This window comes from Nocardia sp. NPDC051787 (assembly GCF_040681325.1).
In the GTDB taxonomy this organism is placed as follows: domain Bacteria; phylum Actinomycetota; class Actinomycetes; order Mycobacteriales; family Mycobacteriaceae; genus Nocardia.
The window spans coordinates 25670-43705 of record NZ_JBFAYO010000006.1 but is presented as its reverse complement, the minus strand read 5'-3'; the positions used below and the strand labels follow the sequence as shown (position 1 = coordinate 43705).

Here is an 18036-nt window from a genome sequence, read left to right as displayed (position 1 = left end):
CAGGGCTGGTATGACAGCATTATTCGCCTGTTATTACAGGGTTATCGTGTGCCGAATCCCGTCGAATTACATCGTTATTCGCACCGAAGGTGCGGAGAGGCCGTGGGAACGGCTACCATGGCTCGTCGATTACGCACTCGGGGTGAAAGGCGATACGCCGTGGATCCGTACAACACCGGACAGTTCCGAATCGATGCGGAAGCTGAGCCCATCGAAAGCGTGGCATGGCTGACCGAATTCACCGAAAAGTACATCGCGGGTTGGAACGGCGCGGACCCGGCGGCGGTCGCGAAATGCGTCACCGAGGACACCATCTGGCACGATCCGTCGATGTCCGAGACCGCGCACGGTCGCGCGGGAGTCGAGAAGTTCGTCGCCGACACGGTGCGCTCGTTTCCGGACGTGGCCTATGCCAATCCCTTTCCACCCGTGCTGGCCGCGGACAACCGGCTCGCCATCGTGCCGTGGCGGATGACCGGTACGCATCTCGGTCTGATCGACCCACCCGGGTTCGCCGCCACCGGCAAGAAGTTCGACCTGCTGGTGATCGATCTCTGGCAGTTCCGCTCCGGGCTGATCTGGCGCAGCCATGCCTCCTGGGATCTACAGGAGATGCTGCTGCAACTGGGCCTGATGCCGCCGCGCGGCAGTGCCGCCGAACGCGCGATGGCGCGCGCCCAGCGGGTCAGGTCCCGGCTTCCGTTCTGAGCCGGTATCAGTCGCCGGGCGCGGCGGTGAACCGCTCCATCGCCACGATGACCGCGGTGCCGACGGTGTCCAGTTCGGCGCCCATGCCGACGAGCAGATTCACGATGGCGGGCACCAGCACCTCGAGGAGGCCGTCGTCGCCGAGGTGCCCCGCCATCTCCAGTTGGATGAAGCCGAACAGGCCCATCCACAACTGTGCGGCCGCCGAACGGACGTCGGGAGTATCGATCAGTCCCGCGTCCTGCGCCCGCCGCACCGCCCCGACCACGTGGTCGAACGTTTCCTGGTAGTGCTCGAACTCCGAGTCGTGCCCGGCCACCAGCACATTCCCACGGTTGATCTTCATATCGATGCGCGTTCCGGTGCCGAACATCAGCTGGAACAGCTCCGGCCTGCGCCGCGCCTCGTCGCGGAAGACCAGGCCCAGCGCCAGCAGATCGGCGATCGGCTCGTCGGTCACGCCCGCCTCGCTCATGCGCTTGCCCAGTTGCGCGAAGCCGGCCGAACCCGCGGCGCGGATCAGGCCGGGCATGCCACCGAAGTTGGAGTACACCGCCATCGTGGAGACTCCGCACATGCGCGACACACGGCGGACGGTCAGGGCGTGCAGGCCCTCGGTGGACACGACCTCCACGGTCGCGTCGATCAGGCGATCGCGCAGTGCGGTGTTCATCGCTTCCGGTGCGGCGGGCGGACGCGCGGCTAGTTCGGTCATTCCGGCAGTTTGCTTGCTCATCGCTTCCGTTCCCCAAACACGGTCAAGCCGTGACGCATAGGCCCGTTAGGGTGGTGTGCACCCTGCCACGTCGCCGAAGCAGTACCAGGGGAACGACTTCGGTTCCGATCGATGCCCCATCGATTCGCTCGGTCCGGGAAGCTGATCGTGGTTCATCGCGCACAGATATCTCCGTCCTTGCCGCACGAATTGGCGGGCAGAGCGTGAGGTGAGGCCGCGGTCGCGGGCTACGAAGAGCGGGCGCACCCGCCGGGAGGTGCGTGTCGGAGGTGAGTGTCGTCACTGAGACTCTATGTGATAGAGAGTAACACCCACAGTCGTTATGCCAAATGTTTTGCGTCCTTTTCGAATTCGTTCTCCAGGGCCGCGCTGTGATATCCGACGGTCGAGACGGCATAGTCCTGTTCACGGTGACAATCGGCCTCCGCCTCCACTCAGTAAGCGGCAACTCCTGTCGCAAATAGGACAAAGCGGGCATGCGCTCGGTGGGTGGGGTAGTGGATCGCGTACCTGTCAAGATCGACCTCGGACCAGTTGGTGTGCGGCGGGCCGCCTCGCGGATCCGTGCGTGGTCCGGATCCGGGACGGCGAAACGCCAGGGCAGGCGATGACGCGCCTCGGTGACCGGCTGCTGCCGGTTCTCCAGGGGGGCGGTCACAAACACCCGGCAACGGTATCGTCCACGGGGGACAGTTTCGTGGGTGGGAGCACTATCGATGTTGTCACCTATTCCGGGAGTCATCGCATGGCCTGCGATCGGCCTCGTCGCCGCCGTCCTCGCGGGCCGGTCGGTGCTCATGCGCGACACCGTCGTAGATCAGCTGATCAACCGGCTGTTCCTGTGGGGTTTGCTGAGCTTGCTGCGGTACCGCTGCGCCATGGCGCCCGGTGTCGCGAGCCTGGCCCATCAGCTGGCGCTCGGCTGCACGGTGATGTCGTCGATGTGCCTGCAGGGGATCGTCCGTGTCTGGGCATTCGACGCGGACCCTGTCGCTGTCTGGCGCAGGCACCGCGTCTGTGGTGTGGTCGCCGCCGGATGCGCCGCGACCATCCTGCTGGCGGGCACGTCGGCGCGCCACGAAGGACGACTGGTCGACCTGAGCGTGAGCCGGGGGACATCGTGGTGTGGACCGCGTTCGGCCTGCCCCTGCTCGTGAACACTTCGCTGCTGGCCCGGATGTGCGTGCGGGAGTTGCGGTCCGGTGGGATCGGCGTGGAGGGGAAACCGGTCTGCGGCGGAATGGCGTGGGCAGCAACCCTCTTCGGTACCGATCTGGCGCTGGCGCTGGTGCAGGCGGTCACCGGTCGGCAAGGCGGGGGAGCGCATCTGACCAGGGTGGAAGCGTCGGTCACCGCGTGCCTCGTACTCGACGCGATGTTCATTGCCATTCCGCTGGTGAAGGTGCAGCTCGACGCGGCGGAGCTAGACCGTGCCGGGCGAACCTGCCGCAGGTTGCGGCTGTTGTGGCCGGATCTCACCACGGCGGTTCCCGAGGTCGTCCTGCGTCCCGGCCCGGAGGACCGCGCCGACGCGACGTCCCGGCTGATGCGGATAACCGCTCCGGCCACCGCCGGGTCGGCGGGGTCGGGCTGTCCGCTGACCGACTACGCACGCCAGGTGGCACAGGCGGCCCGCGCGGAAGTCGGGGTCCGCGCCGGTCGGATCGCCCCCGGCCTGGTTGCCGGTGCCCGCGAAGGATTTCGACGCCGGACTGCGGCAACTGCTCGCTCTCGCCCGGGTGTGGCCGACCGCCCGCGCCACCGCGGGGTGAGTGCTGCGGCCTCGTGGGCCCCTAGAGCACTGCTTGGGTCTGGGTGATCTTTGCGACCAGCTTGTCCGCGTCATCCCGGATCGCCGTTTCGACCACGATGAACGAACGTCCGGCGTGCAGCGGAATCGCGATTGCCGTGGCGTAGCCGGAGCGGACGGCGCGGAGGAAGTTCGTCTTCGACTCGACCGTTGTGGTGCCCTGCTTGCCTTCGGGCAGGTTCAGGAACGCGCACACCGCGCCGGTCGCGTCGGCAAGCGACATCAGCGCTCCACCGTGCAGCACGCCACCGAGGGTGCACAGCGACTCGTCCCAGGCCAATCGGCTGCGTACCAGCTCGGGTCCGTGTGCGAGGACCTCGATGCCGAGCCGTTCGGTGAACGGCATGGTCCGGTGGAACAGCGCGGTGCCCGTCTCGTCGATCATGAGCGCGATCCTGCCCGACGCCGCGCGTGGCGTCGATTACGCCGCAGGTAAGCAGATCCGGCGCGGGCGTTGCGCAAGGGAGATCTCGGCATCGGTTCGATATCGGTCCGCCCGGGGCGAAACGCTTCGCCGTGTGCGCGGGTATCAGGACATGAACCCGTTGAACAGGAGAAACGCGATGACCGACCTCCGGCCGTTCTATCGGCAAGTGCAAACGCACTACGACGTCTCGGACGAATTCTACGCGCTGTTCCTCGACCCCACGATGACCTACAGCTGCGCCTATTTCGAGCGCCCCGACATGACGCTCGAACAAGCGCAGCGCGCCAAGATCGATCTCGCGCTGGGGAAGCTCGACCTGCAACCGGGAATGACGCTGCTCGATATCGGTTGCGGCTGGGGCGCGACGATGGTGCGCGCCGCCACCGAGTACGGCGCCAGGGTCGTCGGCCTGACGCTCAGCCGCAACCAGTACGACCATGTCCGGGCCACGATCGACCGGAAGCGCCTCGCGGGCGCCGAGGTCCGGTTGCAGGGCTGGGAAGAATACGACGAGAACGTCGACCGCATCGTCAGTATCGGCGCGTTCGAGCACTTCCGGCGGGAGCGCTACGCGACATTCTTCGAACGCTGTCATCGGATGCTGCCGCCGGGCGGGCGAATGCTCCTGCACACCATCGTCGGCCACACCCTCGACGACCTCCGGCGCATGAAAATTCCCGTGACCAGGGAGCATGCGCTCTTCCACCTCTTCATCAAGCGGGAGATCTTCCCGGGCGGCCAGCTGCCGCAACCCGCCGAGGTGACTCGGCTCGCCGGTCGCGCCGGCCTGGGCACCGAGAAGATCCAGGAGCTGCGACCGCACTACGCGCGCACCCTCGACTGCTGGGCACAGGCGCTGCGCGAGCACCGTGCCGAAGCGATCGCGATCGCTTCCGAAGAAGTCTACGAGCGCTACCTGAAGTACCTCACCGGCTGCGCGGCGAATTTCCGCAGCGGGCATATCGACGTCATGCAGTTCACGCTGGTGAAGGAGGGTGCCTCCCGGTAGCCGCTCAGCCGCCGGAGGATCCGGTATGCGGCCGCGGCGGCAGCAACCGCCATGGCCCGCAGTTCTCGGTCCGGAACGCGACGTCGGTCGGCTTGATCTCCACGCGGACCGGACTGAGCCGGGTGAAGTTGTTGGCGATGATGTTCTGCATGTTCGTGTTGTCCCCCTCGACCTTCCACAGCCTGCGCCAGTCGCAACCGAAGGCCGGGTCGGAAGTGCCCGGCGCCTCCCATACGCCGGGGAGGATGTCTACGCCGACCAGGTAGACGCCGTCCTGTGGCATGGTGTTCGCGGGTTCGGCCGCCGCCGTTCCCGCGGCCAGCAGGATGACCGCGGAGGCCGCGGCCCCCGCGAGTAGAAGCGTGCTTGCACGCATAAGGGTGTTCTCCTCGACTGTGCTACCGCCGCGTCGCGGCTGTCGTTCGCCCGCCCGCACGGCGGAACCGGGAGATCCCCACATCTCCGCGGCCACACTTACCAGAACAGACCCGGTGGTGTGCCCGAATCCGGAATTCCGGTGCTGTCGAACAACGCTGCGCGCTCCAGTCGCACGATATGTCGTCGCATTCAGCTATTGGCGCTGCTGCCCGCCGTGCAGTGGGCGTGTCTGACCGGCGTTATCTCGGACGACCAGGGCATTTCCGACGCATTCTGCGTGCCGTTCGGCGCTGTGGCGACCCGGGTGATATACGCTCTGCGATCTCTGCGCAAACTGCCGCAGCGCGCCTGATGGCAATGCGCGGCGCAGGCTGTAACACTTCGATAACGCGCCTTGCCTTGCTGAGACAGGCGTTGCCAGAGTGAATCATGGGTTTGGTGTTACAAGTGGGAAGGGAGGGGTGCCCCGTCCCGGGGGCACCGACCGCACTATGAAGCCAAGCATCATCAAGGCCGGTATCTGTACCGCCGTCACGGCCGCGGTAACGATGACGTTGTCCGGGTTGCTCCCTGCCACCGCGCAGGCTGCACCGGCATCGCCGAACATGGCGAACAAACTCGCAGGCAGAACCGTATTCCTCGACCCGGGACACCAGGGGTCGAAGCACTCCGAAAACCTTGCCAGACCGGTCAGCGACGGCCGCGGCGGTACGAAGGACTGCCAGACAACCGGCATGAGCACGATCAACGGCGTTCCCGAACACACCATCAACTGGAACGTCAGCCAGATGGTGCGAACCGCGCTGGAGGGACTGGGCGCGCGGGTTGTGCTGAGCCGCCCGGACGACACGGGCTGGGGTGGCTGCATCGATGACCGGGCGAACGCGGCGACGCAGTCCGGCGCCGCCGTGGCCGTGAGCATCCATGCCGACAGCGCCCCCGCGGAGTATCGCGGCTTCCACCTGATCGTCCCGGAACTGCCGGTTCCGAACGCGGTCGTCAATGAGGTCCAGTCCGGAGCGGGACTTGCCGCGACGCAGGCGGTGCGCGACGCGTACCGGCAGGCAGGCTTCGTCTCGGCGAACTACGGCGGCGTGGTGGACGGCATGCAGACCCGCAAGGATGTCGCCGGGCCCGCGCTGACCGCGGTGCCGCTCGTTTTCCTGGAGATGGGCAACGGAGCCAATCCCGAGGACGCCGCGCTGCTCGAGACGGCGCAAGGCCAGCTGAAACACGCGATCGCCCTCACCACCGGGCTGGTCGGCTACCTGCTCGGTACACCGCAGGCGGGTGCGCCGTCGGATCAGTCGGCGGTGCAGCCCATTCCGCAACCGGGCACGCCATCCGACCGTCCGGCGGGGGAGCAGAGCACTCCGCAGGGGCAGACGGTCCCGGGCACGCCGCAGGGGCAGACGGTCCCGGGCACGCCGCAGGGGCAGACGGTCCCGGGCACGCCGCAGGGGCAGACGGTCCCGGGGATGCCGCAGAGTCAGACGGTCCCGGGGATGCCGCAGAGTCAGACGGTCCCGGGCACGCCGCAGGGGCAGACGATCCCGGGGATGCCGCAGGGCCAGACGGTCCCGGGGATGCCGCAGAGCCAGACGGTCCCGGGCACACCGCAGTCGCAGTCCACACCAGGCACACCTGCGACACCGAACACGCCGGGCACCGCTCAGTCGCCGAGCACACCGTATTCGCAACAAGTACCCGGATTCACCGTGACCCCGGGCTCGATCATGGAGTTGCTGCTACCGCTGGCGAAGTCGCTCGGCTTGGACGACAACGCCATCAGCACGGAGTTGATCGACCTGGCCTACACCCTGGCGGGCATGCTGCTGGGCCCCGCGAAATAGTCCGCACACCGAACCCACCGGACGCCATCCTCGCCGGATCGAGGATGGCGTCCGGCTTTTTCGCACGCTCATGCTGCGCAGTAGGGTGAGCGGAATGGCTGACCGGATTCCTGTTGTGCTCGTCGCGGGGTTTCTCGGTTCCGGGAAGACCACGCTGCTCAACCACCTGCTGCGGAACAATCGGGGTACCCGGATCGGCGTGGTGGTCAACGACTTCGGCGCGATCAACATCGACTCCATGCTGGTCGCGGGGCAGGTCGACGCCATGGTCTCGCTGGGCAACGGGTGCGTGTGCTGCGCGGTCGACGTCACCGAGCTGGACGCGTTGTTCACCCGCCTCGCGCAGCCGCGCGCCGAGATCGACGTGATCGTGGTAGAGGCCAGCGGCCTGGCCGAGCCGCGCAATCTGATCCGGATGGTCGTCGGAAGCGACAATCCGCGCATCCGCTACGGCGGCTTGGTCGAAGTGGTCGACGCCGAGCAGTTCCCGGAGAGCAGCGCACGCCATCCCGAGCTGATCACGCATCTGCGGCTGGCCGATCTGGTGGTGGTGAACAAGGCCGACCGGGTGTCGCCGCAGCAACTGAGCCGGTTGCGTGCGGACGTCGCCGCGCTGGTCGCCCCCGCGCCGGTGTACGGGACGACGCACGGCCGGATCGATCCAGGCCTGCTGTTCGACGAACCGCTGCGGGAAACGCCTCGCGTGGCCGAGCAACTGAGCTTCGACGAACTGCTCGCCGACCACGACCACGACGACCACTCCGGGCACCGCCATCTGCACGACGACTACACCAGCGTCTCGTTCACCAGTGGGCGCGAACTGGATCCGCGCAAATTGATCGGCTTCCTGGAGGACCCGCCGCCGGGGCTGTTCCGGGCCAAGGGCTTCGCCGCGTTCGGCGTGGCCGGCGAACGCAGGAAGTTCGTCCTGCACATGGTCGGCCGCCACATCGTCTTCGAACCGGGCAGCTGGTCGCGGGGCGAACCCCGTGGTGCTCGGCTGGTGCTCATCGGCGCTGGACTGCACACCGACGCAGCCCTGGCCCGGCTGCGGGACACCGTGCACGACGCCGAGGTCCCGCTCGACCCGCAGAGCATGCTCGGCGTCTGGCGCTACACACCGCACTGAGCGCAGCTCGCCACATGTCGCCGGGACCGGGCATTCGGTAGTGGCAACGAGCGGTTTTGCCGCACCGCCGGCTACGCCATCGAGGCGGCCGAGGGCAGGGTCACGCGCGATGACTTCGACGTTCTCGCGATCGCCGAGGTACTCCGGTCACCCGCAGGCATTCACCCATTCGGACAGGCCGTCGGCGAACAATTGCCGTTTCCAGATCGGGACTTCGTGTTTGATCCGGTCGACCAGTTCCGCGCACACCGCGAACGCCTCGCCGCGATGCGCCGCCGCCACCGCGACGACGATCGCGCGATCGCCGATGGCGAGCGAGCCGACGCGGTGCACGGCGGCGACCGGCAAGCCGTGCAAGGTTGCGACTTCCGCGCAGACGGTGTGCAGGAATCGCTCCGCCTGCGGGTGCGCGGAGTACTCCAGAGCCGAAACGGCCTGTCCGCCATCGTGATCGCGGACCTTACCGGCGAACACCACGACCGCGCCGTAGTGCGGTCCGGTCACCGCCGCCTCGACCTCGTCGGGGTCGAGCGGCTGGTCGCTGATCCGGGCGAGCCGGACCGTGGCCTCAGCCGTTGTCATGACTACCACCTCCGGCTACTTGTGCGAGCAGATGATCAAGCAACGGTTCCAGCACCGCGATGCCGTCTTCGACGCCGCCGGGCGATCCGGGCAGGTTCACGATCACCGAGCGGCCCGCAAGCCCGGCCACCCCGCGGCTGAGCGCCGCGAGCGGGAATTTCGCGGTGCCGCGCTGCCGGATCGCCTCCGCGACGCCGGGGAGTTCGCGCTCCAGCAGCGCGAGGGTCGCTTCGGGGGTCGCGTCGGTGGGGGAGGCGCCGGTCCCGCCGGTGCTGATCACCAGCGCGGGCTCGAAGCGCAGCGCGTCGGCCAGACCGTACTCGATATCGTCGTCGGCGTACACCAGCGGACCGCGCACCGAGAAGCCGAGATCGGCGAGCCATTCCACAAGCACGGGGCCGGTGGTGTCGACCCGGGTGCCCGCCGCGACGCCCGTGGAGGAGACCAGCACCACCGCCGAGCGCTCGACCGCATCGAATTCCGGCTCGGTGTCCTCCGAGAATTCCTCACCGGCAACCGCACCGGCCGAGGCGTTCTCGTCGTCTTGCTGCGGAATCGTCGTTTCGGGCTGCTCCGGGGTGGCCGGTCGCTCCCAATGTCCGTGCTTGCCGCCCTCTTTGGTGAGCAGCCGCACGTCGGTGAGCGTCGCCGCGGGATCCACCGCCTTCACCATGTCGTGCAGCGTGAGACCGGCGACCGCGACCGCGGTGAGAGCCTCCATCTCGACCCCGGTGGGTCCCTTGGTCTTCGCGGTGGCCTCGATCGTGATGGCGGTGCCGGTGAATCCGAACTCGACCCGCACCGACGAGAGCGCCAGCTGATGACACAGCGGGATCAGTTCCGAAGTCTTCTTGGCCCCCGCGATGCCCGCGATGCGCGCGGTGGACAGCACGTCCGCCTTCGGCATGTTGTCGGCCCGGACCAGCGCGACCACCTCGGCCGTGGTGCGCAACTCGCCCGCGGCGACGGCGATCCGGGTGGTGTCGTCCTTAGCGCTCACATCGACCATGCGGGCGCGACCTTCGTTGTCGACGTGGGACAGCTCACTCATGCCTCCACCTCGCTGGCGCTCGGCTCCGGCACGAGCGAGCGCTCGGCTGTGTCCATTGTTCGCTCGCTCATAGTGACCACACTCGCACAAGCGCGCCCGCGGGCAGCGTGGTGACCTCGGCGGGCACATCGACCAGCACGTCCGCCCACGCCATGCCCGCCACCAGATGCGAACCGGGCCCCGACACCACCTCGACCGCCTTCGGGTACCGGTGCAGCGGGCGCGATTCCCCGGACCGGGCGCGGACCAGCTTGCCGCGCAGGAATTGCCGCTTGCCCTCCGGGGAGCGCGGCACGGCGGTGAGCAGCGGAAGTTCGTAACTGTCCAGCTCGGGTAAACCGGCGAGGTGGCGCAGGATCGGGCGGGCGAACACTTCGAACGACACCATCGTGCTGACCGGGTTGCCCGGGAAACTGAGCACCGGCACCCCGTCGACGACACTGAGCCCCTGCGGCCCCCCTGGCTGCATCGCGACCGAGCCGAACTGTCCACCGAGCGGCTCTAGCACGTCCTTGACCACCTCGAAGTCACCCTTGGACACGCCACCGGAGGTGAACACCACATCGGCCGCCTTGGTCGCGGCGGACAGCAGCGCGCGGAATCGCACCGGATCGTCGGGGCTGTGCGCCACCGAGACGACCTCGACCCCGTTGGCCGTCAGCGCGGCGGCCAACGCGACGCCGTTGGAGTTGTAGATCTGTCCGGGGCGTAGCGCGGCTCCCGCGGCCACCAGCTCGTCGCCGGTGGTGATGACCGCGCCGCGCACGGCGCCGAACACCGCCACCGTCGGCAAGCCGACCGCGGCGAGAGCCCCGACGTGCCGGGGGGCGAGCATGGTTCCCGCACGGACGAGCAGGTCGCCGGTCCGGACGTCGGTGCCCGGTTCGCGCACGAATTCACCTGCGCGGCGGCCTTGTTCGATGGTCACCGTGTTGTCGTCGGCGTGCGTGTCCTCCACCGGAACCACGCAGTCCGCGCCGGGCGGCAGCGGTGCGCCGGTCATCACTTTCACAGCCGCGCCGGGCGGCAGTGGCGTGCGGCCAGGAGCGCCGGCGGCGACCACTCCGGCCAGCGGCAGCGTGACCGGCGCGACCAGCACGGACTCCGCCCGCACCGCGTACCCGTCCATCGCGGAATTGCGGAACACCGGCAGGTCGATCGGCGAACGGACGTCCTCGGCCAGCTGCCTGCCCAGCGCCCGCGACACCGCGACGGACTCGACCGCGCGCGCGGCCAGCGGCCGCAGCAGCTGTTCGATGCTGTCGCGGTAGTCGTCGACGGGCCTGGCCGAAACGCTCGCGGGCCGGGGGTTCATGCGGTCAGCCTAACTCCCTATGCCAGGGACTTTCCGCCTCCACCGCCTGCGCCGATCCGGTGACAGGGTGTGCGGCGATGTCGCGGTCGTCGGCATGTGGGCGCCTCACGACCGGAGCCCCGCCGCGGTGAGCCATCGGTGGACCTTCCGCCCGCTGCCGATTCGGGCCCGCCGGTCATAATGGACGTGTGACTCTGGTCGAGATCGGGATTCCCGCCGTACGTTCCGGGCGTCCCTCGCTCGACGGCCGTCCCGACGACACCCCCCATTTGCTGGATCGTTTCGGACGCGTCGCCCGAGACCTGCGCGTCTCCATCACCGAGAAGTGCTCGCTGCGCTGTACCTATTGCATGCCGGAGGAGGGGCTGCCGGAGATTCCCCGGCACGAACTGCTCACCGTGGACGAGATCGTGCGGCTGGTGCGCCTCGCGGTGCGCGATCTGGGGGTGCGCGAGGTCCGCTTCACCGGGGGCGAGCCGCTGATGCGGCGCGAGCTGGAGCAGATCATCGCCGGCTGCCACGCGGAGGTCCCGCACATCCCGCTGGCCATGACGACCAACGCCGTCGGGCTCGAGCACCGTGCCCGCGGGCTTGCCGCCGCCGGGCTGCACCGGGTGAACGTGTCGCTGGACACGGTCGACCGGGCCGGTTTCCACCAGCTGACCCGGCGCGATCGTCTCGAATCCGTGTTCGCCGGTATCCGCGCCGCACGGGACGCCGGACTGGCCCCGATCAAGGTCAACGCCGTACTGATGCGCGAAACCCTCGCGGGTGCGCCGGATCTGCTGCGCTGGTGCCTGGACGAGGGCTGCGAGCTGCGGTTCATCGAGGAGATGCCGCTCGACGCCGACCACGAGTGGGCCCGGGCCAACATGGTCACCGCCGCCGAACTGCTCGACGTGCTCGGCACGCGGTTCGAGCTGACCGGGTCCGGCCGCGCCGATCCGTCGGCCCCGGCGGAGAAATGGCTGGTCGACGGCGGGCCGGGGACCGTGGGCATCATCGCCACGGTCACCCGCAAGTTCTGTGACACCTGCGACCGCACCCGCCTCACCGCGGACGGCATGCTGCGGTCCTGCCTGTTCAGTGATCAGGAGTTCGACCTGCGCCAGGCCCTGCGTTCCGGCGCCGACGACGAGGAACTCGCGACGCTCTGGCGCGGCGCGATGTGGAACAAGTGGGCGGGGCATGGCATCGACGCCGAGGGCTTCGTCCCGCCGGAGCGGACGATGGGAGCCATCGGTGGTTGAGATCCGCTACTTCGCCGCGATCGCCGACGCGGTCGGCAAGGACAGCGAGACCCTGGACTTTCCGGCCGGTGCCACGGTGGCCGACCTGCGCGCCACCCTGGCGGCCGCCTACGGCCCGGGGCTGGACAAGATGCTGTCGGTGTGCGCCTACCTGATCGGCGACGAACTCACCCGCGATCCCGCGGCCGCGCTCAGCTCACATGTCGACGTACTCCCGCCGTTCGCGGGCGGATAGGCGTACCTCCTCCGGCCGTGCGCGTTGTGCGTACCTCCGCCTTCGCTCCGGCCGTGCGCGTTGTGCGTACCTTCGAGTCTTCGCTCCGGCCGTGCGCGTTATGCCTACTCCGTCTTCGCTCCGGCCGTGGGCGGGCTCACGACGGACTTCGTCCGGGTTGATTTCGAGTTCGTCCGCGATCTGCTGCGCGCCACCGCGGCGGGACCGGGAGGCATGGGCTGCTGGGGATACGTGAATATTCGGTGCGTGAGGGTGTAGAAAACGGCATGCGCGGTTCGTCGTCCGAATAGAACGGGGTATCCGGCCCGTCGATGCGAGGAAGGATGACGCTATGCACTACCTGGCGACACTGGTGGGACGCGAAGACGCACCCGGCGCCCGGCCCGGCACGCCGGAGTTCGAAGCCGAGGTGGTCGAGTACGCGGCGTTCGAGGAGCGCGAGGCCGCGGCGGTCGCGGGCGGCGCGGCGCTGTTCCCCTCCGCCGACGCGCTGCACATCCGGCGCAGCGCAGGACAGACGCTGCTCACCGACGGGCCGTACGCGGAGTTCGCCCAGGTGGTGGACGGGCTGTACTTGTTCACCGCACGGGACCGAGCAGAGGCGGCCGAGATCGCCTCGGCCATCCCGCTGGGCGATCGTGGGCGCACCGAGGTGCGTCAGGTCGTGGATCTGGGCGACTGACGTGCGCGCCGGTCCGGCCGCGACGATCGACGCCGTCTACCGCGCCGAGTTCGGCCGGACCCTCGCGACGGTGGCCAGGATGGTGGGCGATATCGGCCTGGCCGAGGACGCCGTGCAGGAGGCATTCGCCGAGGCACTGCGCACCTGGCCCGAGCGCGAACTGCCGTCCAACCCGGGCGGCTGGCTGGATCGCGGATCAGGCGTGGATGACCGGCGACGGCCCGAAGGCGATCTTCGACGGTGCGGTGGCGTGGTTGCGTAACCGTCGTGCCCTGCTGCCGCAGGGTGTGACGACCCTGGAGCGGCTGGTGGCCGGCGGGCCGTCAGGCCGCTGATCAGCGATTGTGGGCGCAGCTGGGGGACTCGTTGACTGCGGCGGATGCGCGAGTGTTGTTTAGCATGTTGGAGCCTCGGGTGGAGAACCGGCGCAGGGCATCGATCTGGAGCGGTTGCGGCGCGGGGTGTTCAAGGCGTCGGCGAAGGGACTGCTGACCGCGTTGGGCCGGTTGCGGGATGTGAACGCGTTGGTGCCGGACTCGGTGGACGTCTCGGCGCTGCCGCCGCGGCGGCTGTTGGGGTTGGCCACGCTCGGGTTGTCGGGGCGGGTGGGGCGGCTGCGGCGCATGCAGCGGGAGCATTTGCTGACGGTGCTGGTCGCGACGGTTTTCACGCTGCGCTCGCGTGCGGTCGATGATGTGCTGGAGCTGTTCGACCAGGTGATGGTCAACGATCTGATCTCCAAGGCCGAACGACAGTCCAAAGACGAGAAGCTGCGCCGCTATCCGCGGGTGTCGCGGACGGCTGGCAAGCTCGCCTCAGCGGTGCGGGTGCTGCTGGAGATGGCCGAGGTCGACGCGCAGATGCCGATGCATCTGGTGTGGGATCTGATCGAGAACGCGGTCACCAAGGCCGAGTTGCGGGCCGCGCTCGCCACGATCGACGAACTCGTCCCGGCCGGTGACGCGGAGTTGGACACTCAGCGGATGGAGGAGCTTGCGGGCAGGGTGAACACGGTACGCATGTTTGTGCCGTCGTTGAGGCACACGGTCGAGTTCGGCGCGACCGGGGACGGGAAACCGGTGCTCGCCGCGATGCGCACCGTGGCCGATCTGTTCACCGCGCCGCGCGACCTGGTTGAACATGCTTTCGGACCAGGCCGCTGGTTTGTCGGCGATGGTGCTGTCGGGCACTCCGCGCGACTCGCTGTACGCCGTCGACGTGGTGTTGCGCCAGCACGGCGGGAAGATCCCGGATCAGATCATCACCGATACCGGCTCGTACAGCGATATCGTCTTCGGGCTGCTGCATCTGTTGGGCCGCACCTACCGGCCGCAGCTGGCGAATCTACCTGATCAGCGGCTGTGGCGTATTGATCCGGCCGCCGATTACGGACCGTTGAACAAAGCCGCGCGCGGGCGCATCGATATCGGCAAGATCGTGGAGAACTGGGAAGACATGTGCCGCATCGTGGTGTCGATGCACGCCGGTGAGGTTTCCGCGCACGAGGTCATCCGCATGATCTCCCGAGACGGCAACCCCACCTCACTGGGACAGGCCGTGGCCCACTACGGCCGGATTCCCAAGACCCTGCATATTCTGCGCCTGGCCGACGACGAACCGTACCGGCGTGAGGGCAAGGCCCAGTCCAATCTGATCGAGGGGCGTCACGACCTGGCACGCCGCATCTTCCACGGGCGCAAGGGTGAACTCGTGCGTGCCTACTACGACGGTATGGAAGACCAGCTTTCCGCGTTGGGCCTGGTACTCAATTGCGTTGTCCTGTGGAACTCCTCGTACATGAGCCGCGCGGTGGACGCGCTGCGCGCCCAGGACTATCCGGTGCGCGACGAGGACGCCGCACGGCTGTCCCCGTTCGTGCGCACACACATCGGCTCGGCCGGGCATTACAGCTTCTACCTGCCCGACCTCGGCGGGCACCACCGACCGCTACGCGACCCCGATACCGCCGAGGACCAGGAGTGCATCAGCGCAGGCCGTGCGTGGTCGGCGCGGAGTTCGCAGTGAGGCGGCCGGATCTATAGCTGACGGGGTGTCCGCGGTCAAGGCACACGACAGCACCACGTCGGTGGCGCACATCGAATCTTTCTCACTGCTGGCGAATCGTGCTGGTGAGGCTAGGTTCGTGCGGTTCCATTCGTTCGCACCCGTGCCGAACCAAGGCGGTTCGTGGGTTGAGGGCCAGCAGGAGAGAAATCGGTGAGCTCGGCAACCGCGACGTCGTCGGTGAAAACGGCAACGGCGACAGAGCCGATCCATGGTGGGGCCGAGGTAACGGCCGAACCCAGCGCTGTGCAGTTTCCGCTGTGGGATGTCTCACAGGCGGATCCGCAGGATGTCATCGACGTCACCCGGATGGATGAGAGCTTCCGGACGAGAGTTGCCGGTCCTGTCCGGCGGGATGGGTAGGGACGTCGGTGGCCATCACGGATATACGGGCGTTCGCCCATCTCACCGAGGTCGACATCGATGCGCTCGGGCATGAACTGGATCAGATCCGCACGGACATCGAGCGATCGCTCGGGCAACGAGACGCGGACTATATCCGGCATGTCATCAGGATTCACCGCGGCCTCGAGGTGACTGCGCGTCTGTTGTTGTGCGCCAGCCGATATCGGATGCCGCGGATACCGGGGACCGTGATGTTGGCGGCGGCCAAGTCCATCGAGATGATGGAACTCGGCCATAACATCAGCCACGGCCAGTGGGATTGGATGAACGATCCCGAAATCCATTCCACCAGCTGGGAATGGGATTTCATCGGTCCGTCCGCTCATTGGAGGCGCTCGCACAACTACGTTCACCACACCTACACCAACGTCTACGGGATGGACGAGGACCTCAGCTTCGCGGTGCTGCGGATGACCCGTGATGAGCCGTGGCGTCCGATCCACCTGATCCAACCCCTGATGAGCCTGGCCGTCGCGGCAGGGTTCGAATTGGCCATCGCCGTCCACGACTTGGCACTCGAGCGACGGCACCTAGGCATCCCCCGCAACCAGTTGGGGTCGAAACCGAACATCGAGTTCGCGCGCAAGATCGCCCGCCAAGTCGGTAAGGACTTCCTGCTTTTCCCGGCGCTGAGCGGGCGGGGGTTCCGGCACACACTCGCGGCGAACGCGACAGCGCTGTTGCTGCGCAACCTGTGGTCCTACCTGGTGATCATGTGCGGGCACTTCCCCGACGGCGCCGAGAAATTCACCACCGAACACCTGGAGGGGGAGACCCGTGGTGAGTGGTACCTGCGGCAGCTACTGGGGACCGCGAACTTCACCGCCGGCCCGGTGCTGGCGTTCCTGAGCGGCAACCTCTGCTACCAGATCGAGCATCACCTGTTTCCCGACCTGCCCAGCAATCGCTACCCCGAGATCGCCGAGCGTGTCCGCGCCCTGTGCGACAAGTACGACCTGCCCTACACGACCGGCTCGCTGGCCACACAGTTCTGGCTGGCTCACCGCACCGTGTGGAAGCTCGCGCTGCCGGACCGGTTGCTGCGCCACACCTCCGACGATGCCACCGAAACCCGCTCCGAACGGAAATTCTCCGGAATCTCACTCACCGCAGGTGATCGGTTCATCCGGCAGGCGACCGACCCGATCACCGGTGCGCGACAGGGGCTTCGCGCTGCCCTGGCGGCGGCCGGCTCGTCGAAGCGGCAGGCCGATCACCGTCGGGGCCGGTGGTTTCAGCGGCGATGGATCGGCTCGATCGCCGGTCAGCGCTGAGGGACAGCAGTTGAAAGGACAGTCGTTGACGACACAGCGGCCCGTGGTTCGGATTCTCGCCGGAGTGGCAGGCCGCAGCCTCACCCTGATGGTCGGGATGGCGATCGGTGCGGTGGACGCACTTGCGGCCCGGCGAGACCAGATCATCCAGCAACCCGCCTCTGCGTTGCAGCCGGTCGTCGTGGGCGTGAGCGGAGGCGCGATCGCGGCCGCGGCGATAGCGCTAGGGATGACCCGTGACCAGGCCCGGCAGATCGCGATCGAACATCCCGAGCAGAATGTCCTGGGCGCGAAGAGTTTTCGTTCCCTGCTGACCCGACGCGCCCTGTACCCACAGGCCCAGATTCGTGAACTCGCCCACGCGATCGTCGGTGACCGCACCTTCGCCGACTTCGCCCTCGAGCCAGAACCGGCCGGACAGCAACCACACCAGACCGCGTCGTCTCTGCTCATCCCCGTCTACTCCGCCGAACACGGCACGCTGCTGCTACCCCGGGACCTACCGAAGCTGGGCCTGTCCGACCTGCCCGTCGCCGATGCGCTCGTCGCCGCCACCCGCATACCGGGAGCGCTGCCCGCGGCGGCGGGACTCGAGGAGATTTTCGACGGCGGCTGCCAATACCGGGTCCCGCACGACATCTTCGCCCCGCACCCTGCCTTGATCCTGGACCTGTACGGGCCGGAGCCCCATGACAGCCGGGGAGGGCTGATCTTCCCTCTGTTGCATCCATCGCTGCCCGCAATCGCGCATCGTCCGCGCCCGTTCCGCGACGAGACCTTGCGCGAGTCGACGATCTTCGCCCACCAGCCCTACGGCGCGGCACTCAAAGCGCCCGCACGGACGTCTGAAGAACTGTTCGACACCGGCTACGACATCACCACGACCTGGATCGGCTCCCGCACCGACCACGAACTCCTGAACATCGTCGACCCGCATGTTCTCGGTCTGCCGGCCGAAACCGTCGCGGCCGATCGAATCCAGCCGATCGCCTGACGAAGTCGTTCAGAAGATACAGCTACCGGGTTGCGCCACAGGCTGTACCTCCGCCTTCGACGGGAAATCGCCGGTGTGATGCTCGAACAACTCTGCCGCCCGCCGGTAGGACAACCGCCCACGCAACGTCGACG

18 protein-coding genes and 2 pseudogenes are annotated in these 18036 nt (G+C 67.8%); 14 read left to right on the top strand and 6 right to left on the bottom strand.

Annotation, left to right across the window (positions count from 1 at the left end; genetic code table 11):
- The first annotated feature begins 159 nt into the window (after nt 1-159).
- Nucleotides 160-708, top strand: coding sequence for a nuclear transport factor 2 family protein (locus tag AB0M45_RS08180; RefSeq protein WP_364324219.1), 549 nt, complete (start codon nt 160-162; stop codon nt 706-708).
- 7 nt (nt 709-715) lie between these two features.
- Here the strand turns inward: AB0M45_RS08180 and AB0M45_RS08175 are convergent, their stop codons facing one another.
- Nucleotides 716-1444 carry a TetR/AcrR family transcriptional regulator gene (locus AB0M45_RS08175; RefSeq protein ID WP_364324217.1) on the bottom strand — a complete coding sequence of 243 codons (729 nt, stop codon included), beginning with the start codon at nt 1442-1444 and terminating at the stop codon, nt 716-718.
- 716 nt (nt 1445-2160) lie between these two features.
- Here AB0M45_RS08175 and AB0M45_RS08170 point away from each other — a divergent pair.
- Nucleotides 2161-2601: a hypothetical protein gene (locus AB0M45_RS08170; RefSeq protein WP_364324215.1), complete on the top strand. Its 441-nt coding sequence runs from the start codon at nt 2161-2163 to the stop codon at nt 2599-2601.
- Nucleotides 2565-3263, top strand: a complete 699-nt coding sequence (locus tag AB0M45_RS08165) for a hypothetical protein (protein WP_364324213.1) — start codon at nt 2565-2567, stop codon at nt 3261-3263. The genes AB0M45_RS08170 and AB0M45_RS08165 overlap by 37 nt, the downstream gene beginning before the upstream one ends.
- Here AB0M45_RS08165 and AB0M45_RS08160 read toward each other — a convergent pair.
- Nucleotides 3238-3639: a PaaI family thioesterase gene (locus AB0M45_RS08160; protein WP_364324211.1), complete on the bottom strand. Its 402-nt coding sequence runs from the start codon at nt 3637-3639 to the stop codon at nt 3238-3240. The two genes, AB0M45_RS08165 and AB0M45_RS08160, sit on opposite strands and share 26 nt — an antisense overlap.
- Before the next feature lie 178 nt (nt 3640-3817).
- On the opposite strand from AB0M45_RS08160, the gene AB0M45_RS08155 reads away from it, so the two are divergent.
- Entirely contained in the window at nt 3818-4690 is an 873-nt protein-coding gene (locus tag AB0M45_RS08155) for a cyclopropane mycolic acid synthase family methyltransferase (protein WP_364324209.1), read from the top strand.
- Nucleotides 4691-4694: 4 nt separating this feature from the next.
- Here the strand turns inward: AB0M45_RS08155 and AB0M45_RS08150 are convergent, their stop codons facing one another.
- Entirely contained in the window at nt 4695-5066 is a 372-nt protein-coding gene (locus tag AB0M45_RS08150; RefSeq protein ID WP_364324207.1) for a hypothetical protein, read from the bottom strand.
- A gap of 550 nt (nt 5067-5616) precedes the next feature.
- Here AB0M45_RS08150 and AB0M45_RS08145 point away from each other — a divergent pair.
- Nucleotides 5617-6381: pseudogene (locus AB0M45_RS08145) on the top strand (N-acetylmuramoyl-L-alanine amidase); the annotation flags it as partial.
- Nucleotides 6382-7015: 634 nt separating this feature from the next.
- Nucleotides 7016-8050, top strand: a complete 1035-nt coding sequence (locus tag AB0M45_RS08140) for a CobW family GTP-binding protein (RefSeq protein ID WP_364324205.1) — start codon at nt 7016-7018, stop codon at nt 8048-8050.
- Between the two features lie 147 nt (nt 8051-8197).
- Here the strand turns inward: AB0M45_RS08140 and AB0M45_RS08135 are convergent, their stop codons facing one another.
- From AB0M45_RS08135 to glp, 3 genes are all read right to left on the bottom strand, one after another.
- Entirely contained in the window at nt 8198-8632 is a 435-nt protein-coding gene (locus AB0M45_RS08135) for a molybdenum cofactor biosynthesis protein MoaE (RefSeq protein ID WP_364324203.1), read from the bottom strand.
- A complete protein-coding gene (gene moaCB, locus AB0M45_RS08130) occupies nt 8619-9683 on the bottom strand; it encodes a bifunctional molybdenum cofactor biosynthesis protein MoaC/MoaB (protein ID WP_364324201.1) in 1065 nt (354 codons plus the stop codon). The genes AB0M45_RS08135 and moaCB overlap by 14 nt, the downstream gene beginning before the upstream one ends.
- Nucleotides 9684-9750: 67 nt before the next feature.
- Entirely contained in the window at nt 9751-10998 is a 1248-nt protein-coding gene (glp, locus tag AB0M45_RS08125) for a gephyrin-like molybdotransferase Glp (protein WP_364324199.1), read from the bottom strand.
- Nucleotides 10999-11186: 188 nt separating this feature from the next.
- On the opposite strand from glp, the gene moaA reads away from it, so the two are divergent.
- The 8 genes and pseudogenes from moaA to AB0M45_RS08085 all read left to right on the top strand — a co-directional run bounded on the left by moaA (nt 11187) and on the right by AB0M45_RS08085 (nt 17902).
- Complete coding sequence (moaA, locus tag AB0M45_RS08120; RefSeq protein WP_364324197.1) at nt 11187-12248, top strand: GTP 3',8-cyclase MoaA; 1062 nt, start codon at nt 11187-11189, stop codon at nt 12246-12248.
- Nucleotides 12241-12483: a MoaD/ThiS family protein gene (locus AB0M45_RS08115; RefSeq protein ID WP_364324195.1), complete on the top strand. Its 243-nt coding sequence runs from the start codon at nt 12241-12243 to the stop codon at nt 12481-12483. Before moaA ends, AB0M45_RS08115 begins: the two co-directional genes overlap by 8 nt.
- A 331-nt stretch (nt 12484-12814) precedes the next feature.
- The gene (locus AB0M45_RS08110; protein WP_364324193.1) at nt 12815-13165 is read left to right on the top strand and encodes a YciI family protein; all 351 of its coding nucleotides are present in this window, start codon (nt 12815-12817) and stop codon (nt 13163-13165) included.
- 1 nt (nt 13166) lies between these two features.
- Nucleotides 13167-13352 (top strand): annotated as a pseudogene (locus tag AB0M45_RS08105) (sigma factor); the annotation flags it as partial.
- 19 nt (nt 13353-13371) lie between these two features.
- On the top strand, nt 13372-13500 hold the full coding sequence (locus AB0M45_RS08100; RefSeq protein WP_364324191.1) for a DUF4158 domain-containing protein: 129 nt from the start codon (nt 13372-13374) through the stop codon (nt 13498-13500).
- A gap of 838 nt (nt 13501-14338) precedes the next feature.
- Nucleotides 14339-15190, top strand: coding sequence for a Tn3 family transposase (locus tag AB0M45_RS08095; RefSeq protein ID WP_364324189.1), 852 nt, complete (start codon nt 14339-14341; stop codon nt 15188-15190).
- 410 nt (nt 15191-15600) lie between these two features.
- Nucleotides 15601-16908 carry a fatty acid desaturase gene (locus AB0M45_RS08090; protein WP_364324187.1) on the top strand — a complete coding sequence of 436 codons (1308 nt, stop codon included), beginning with the start codon at nt 15601-15603 and terminating at the stop codon, nt 16906-16908.
- 25 nt (nt 16909-16933) lie between these two features.
- The gene (locus AB0M45_RS08085) at nt 16934-17902 is read left to right on the top strand and encodes a patatin-like phospholipase family protein (RefSeq protein ID WP_364324185.1); all 969 of its coding nucleotides are present in this window, start codon (nt 16934-16936) and stop codon (nt 17900-17902) included.
- Nucleotides 17903-18036 lie beyond the last annotated feature (134 nt).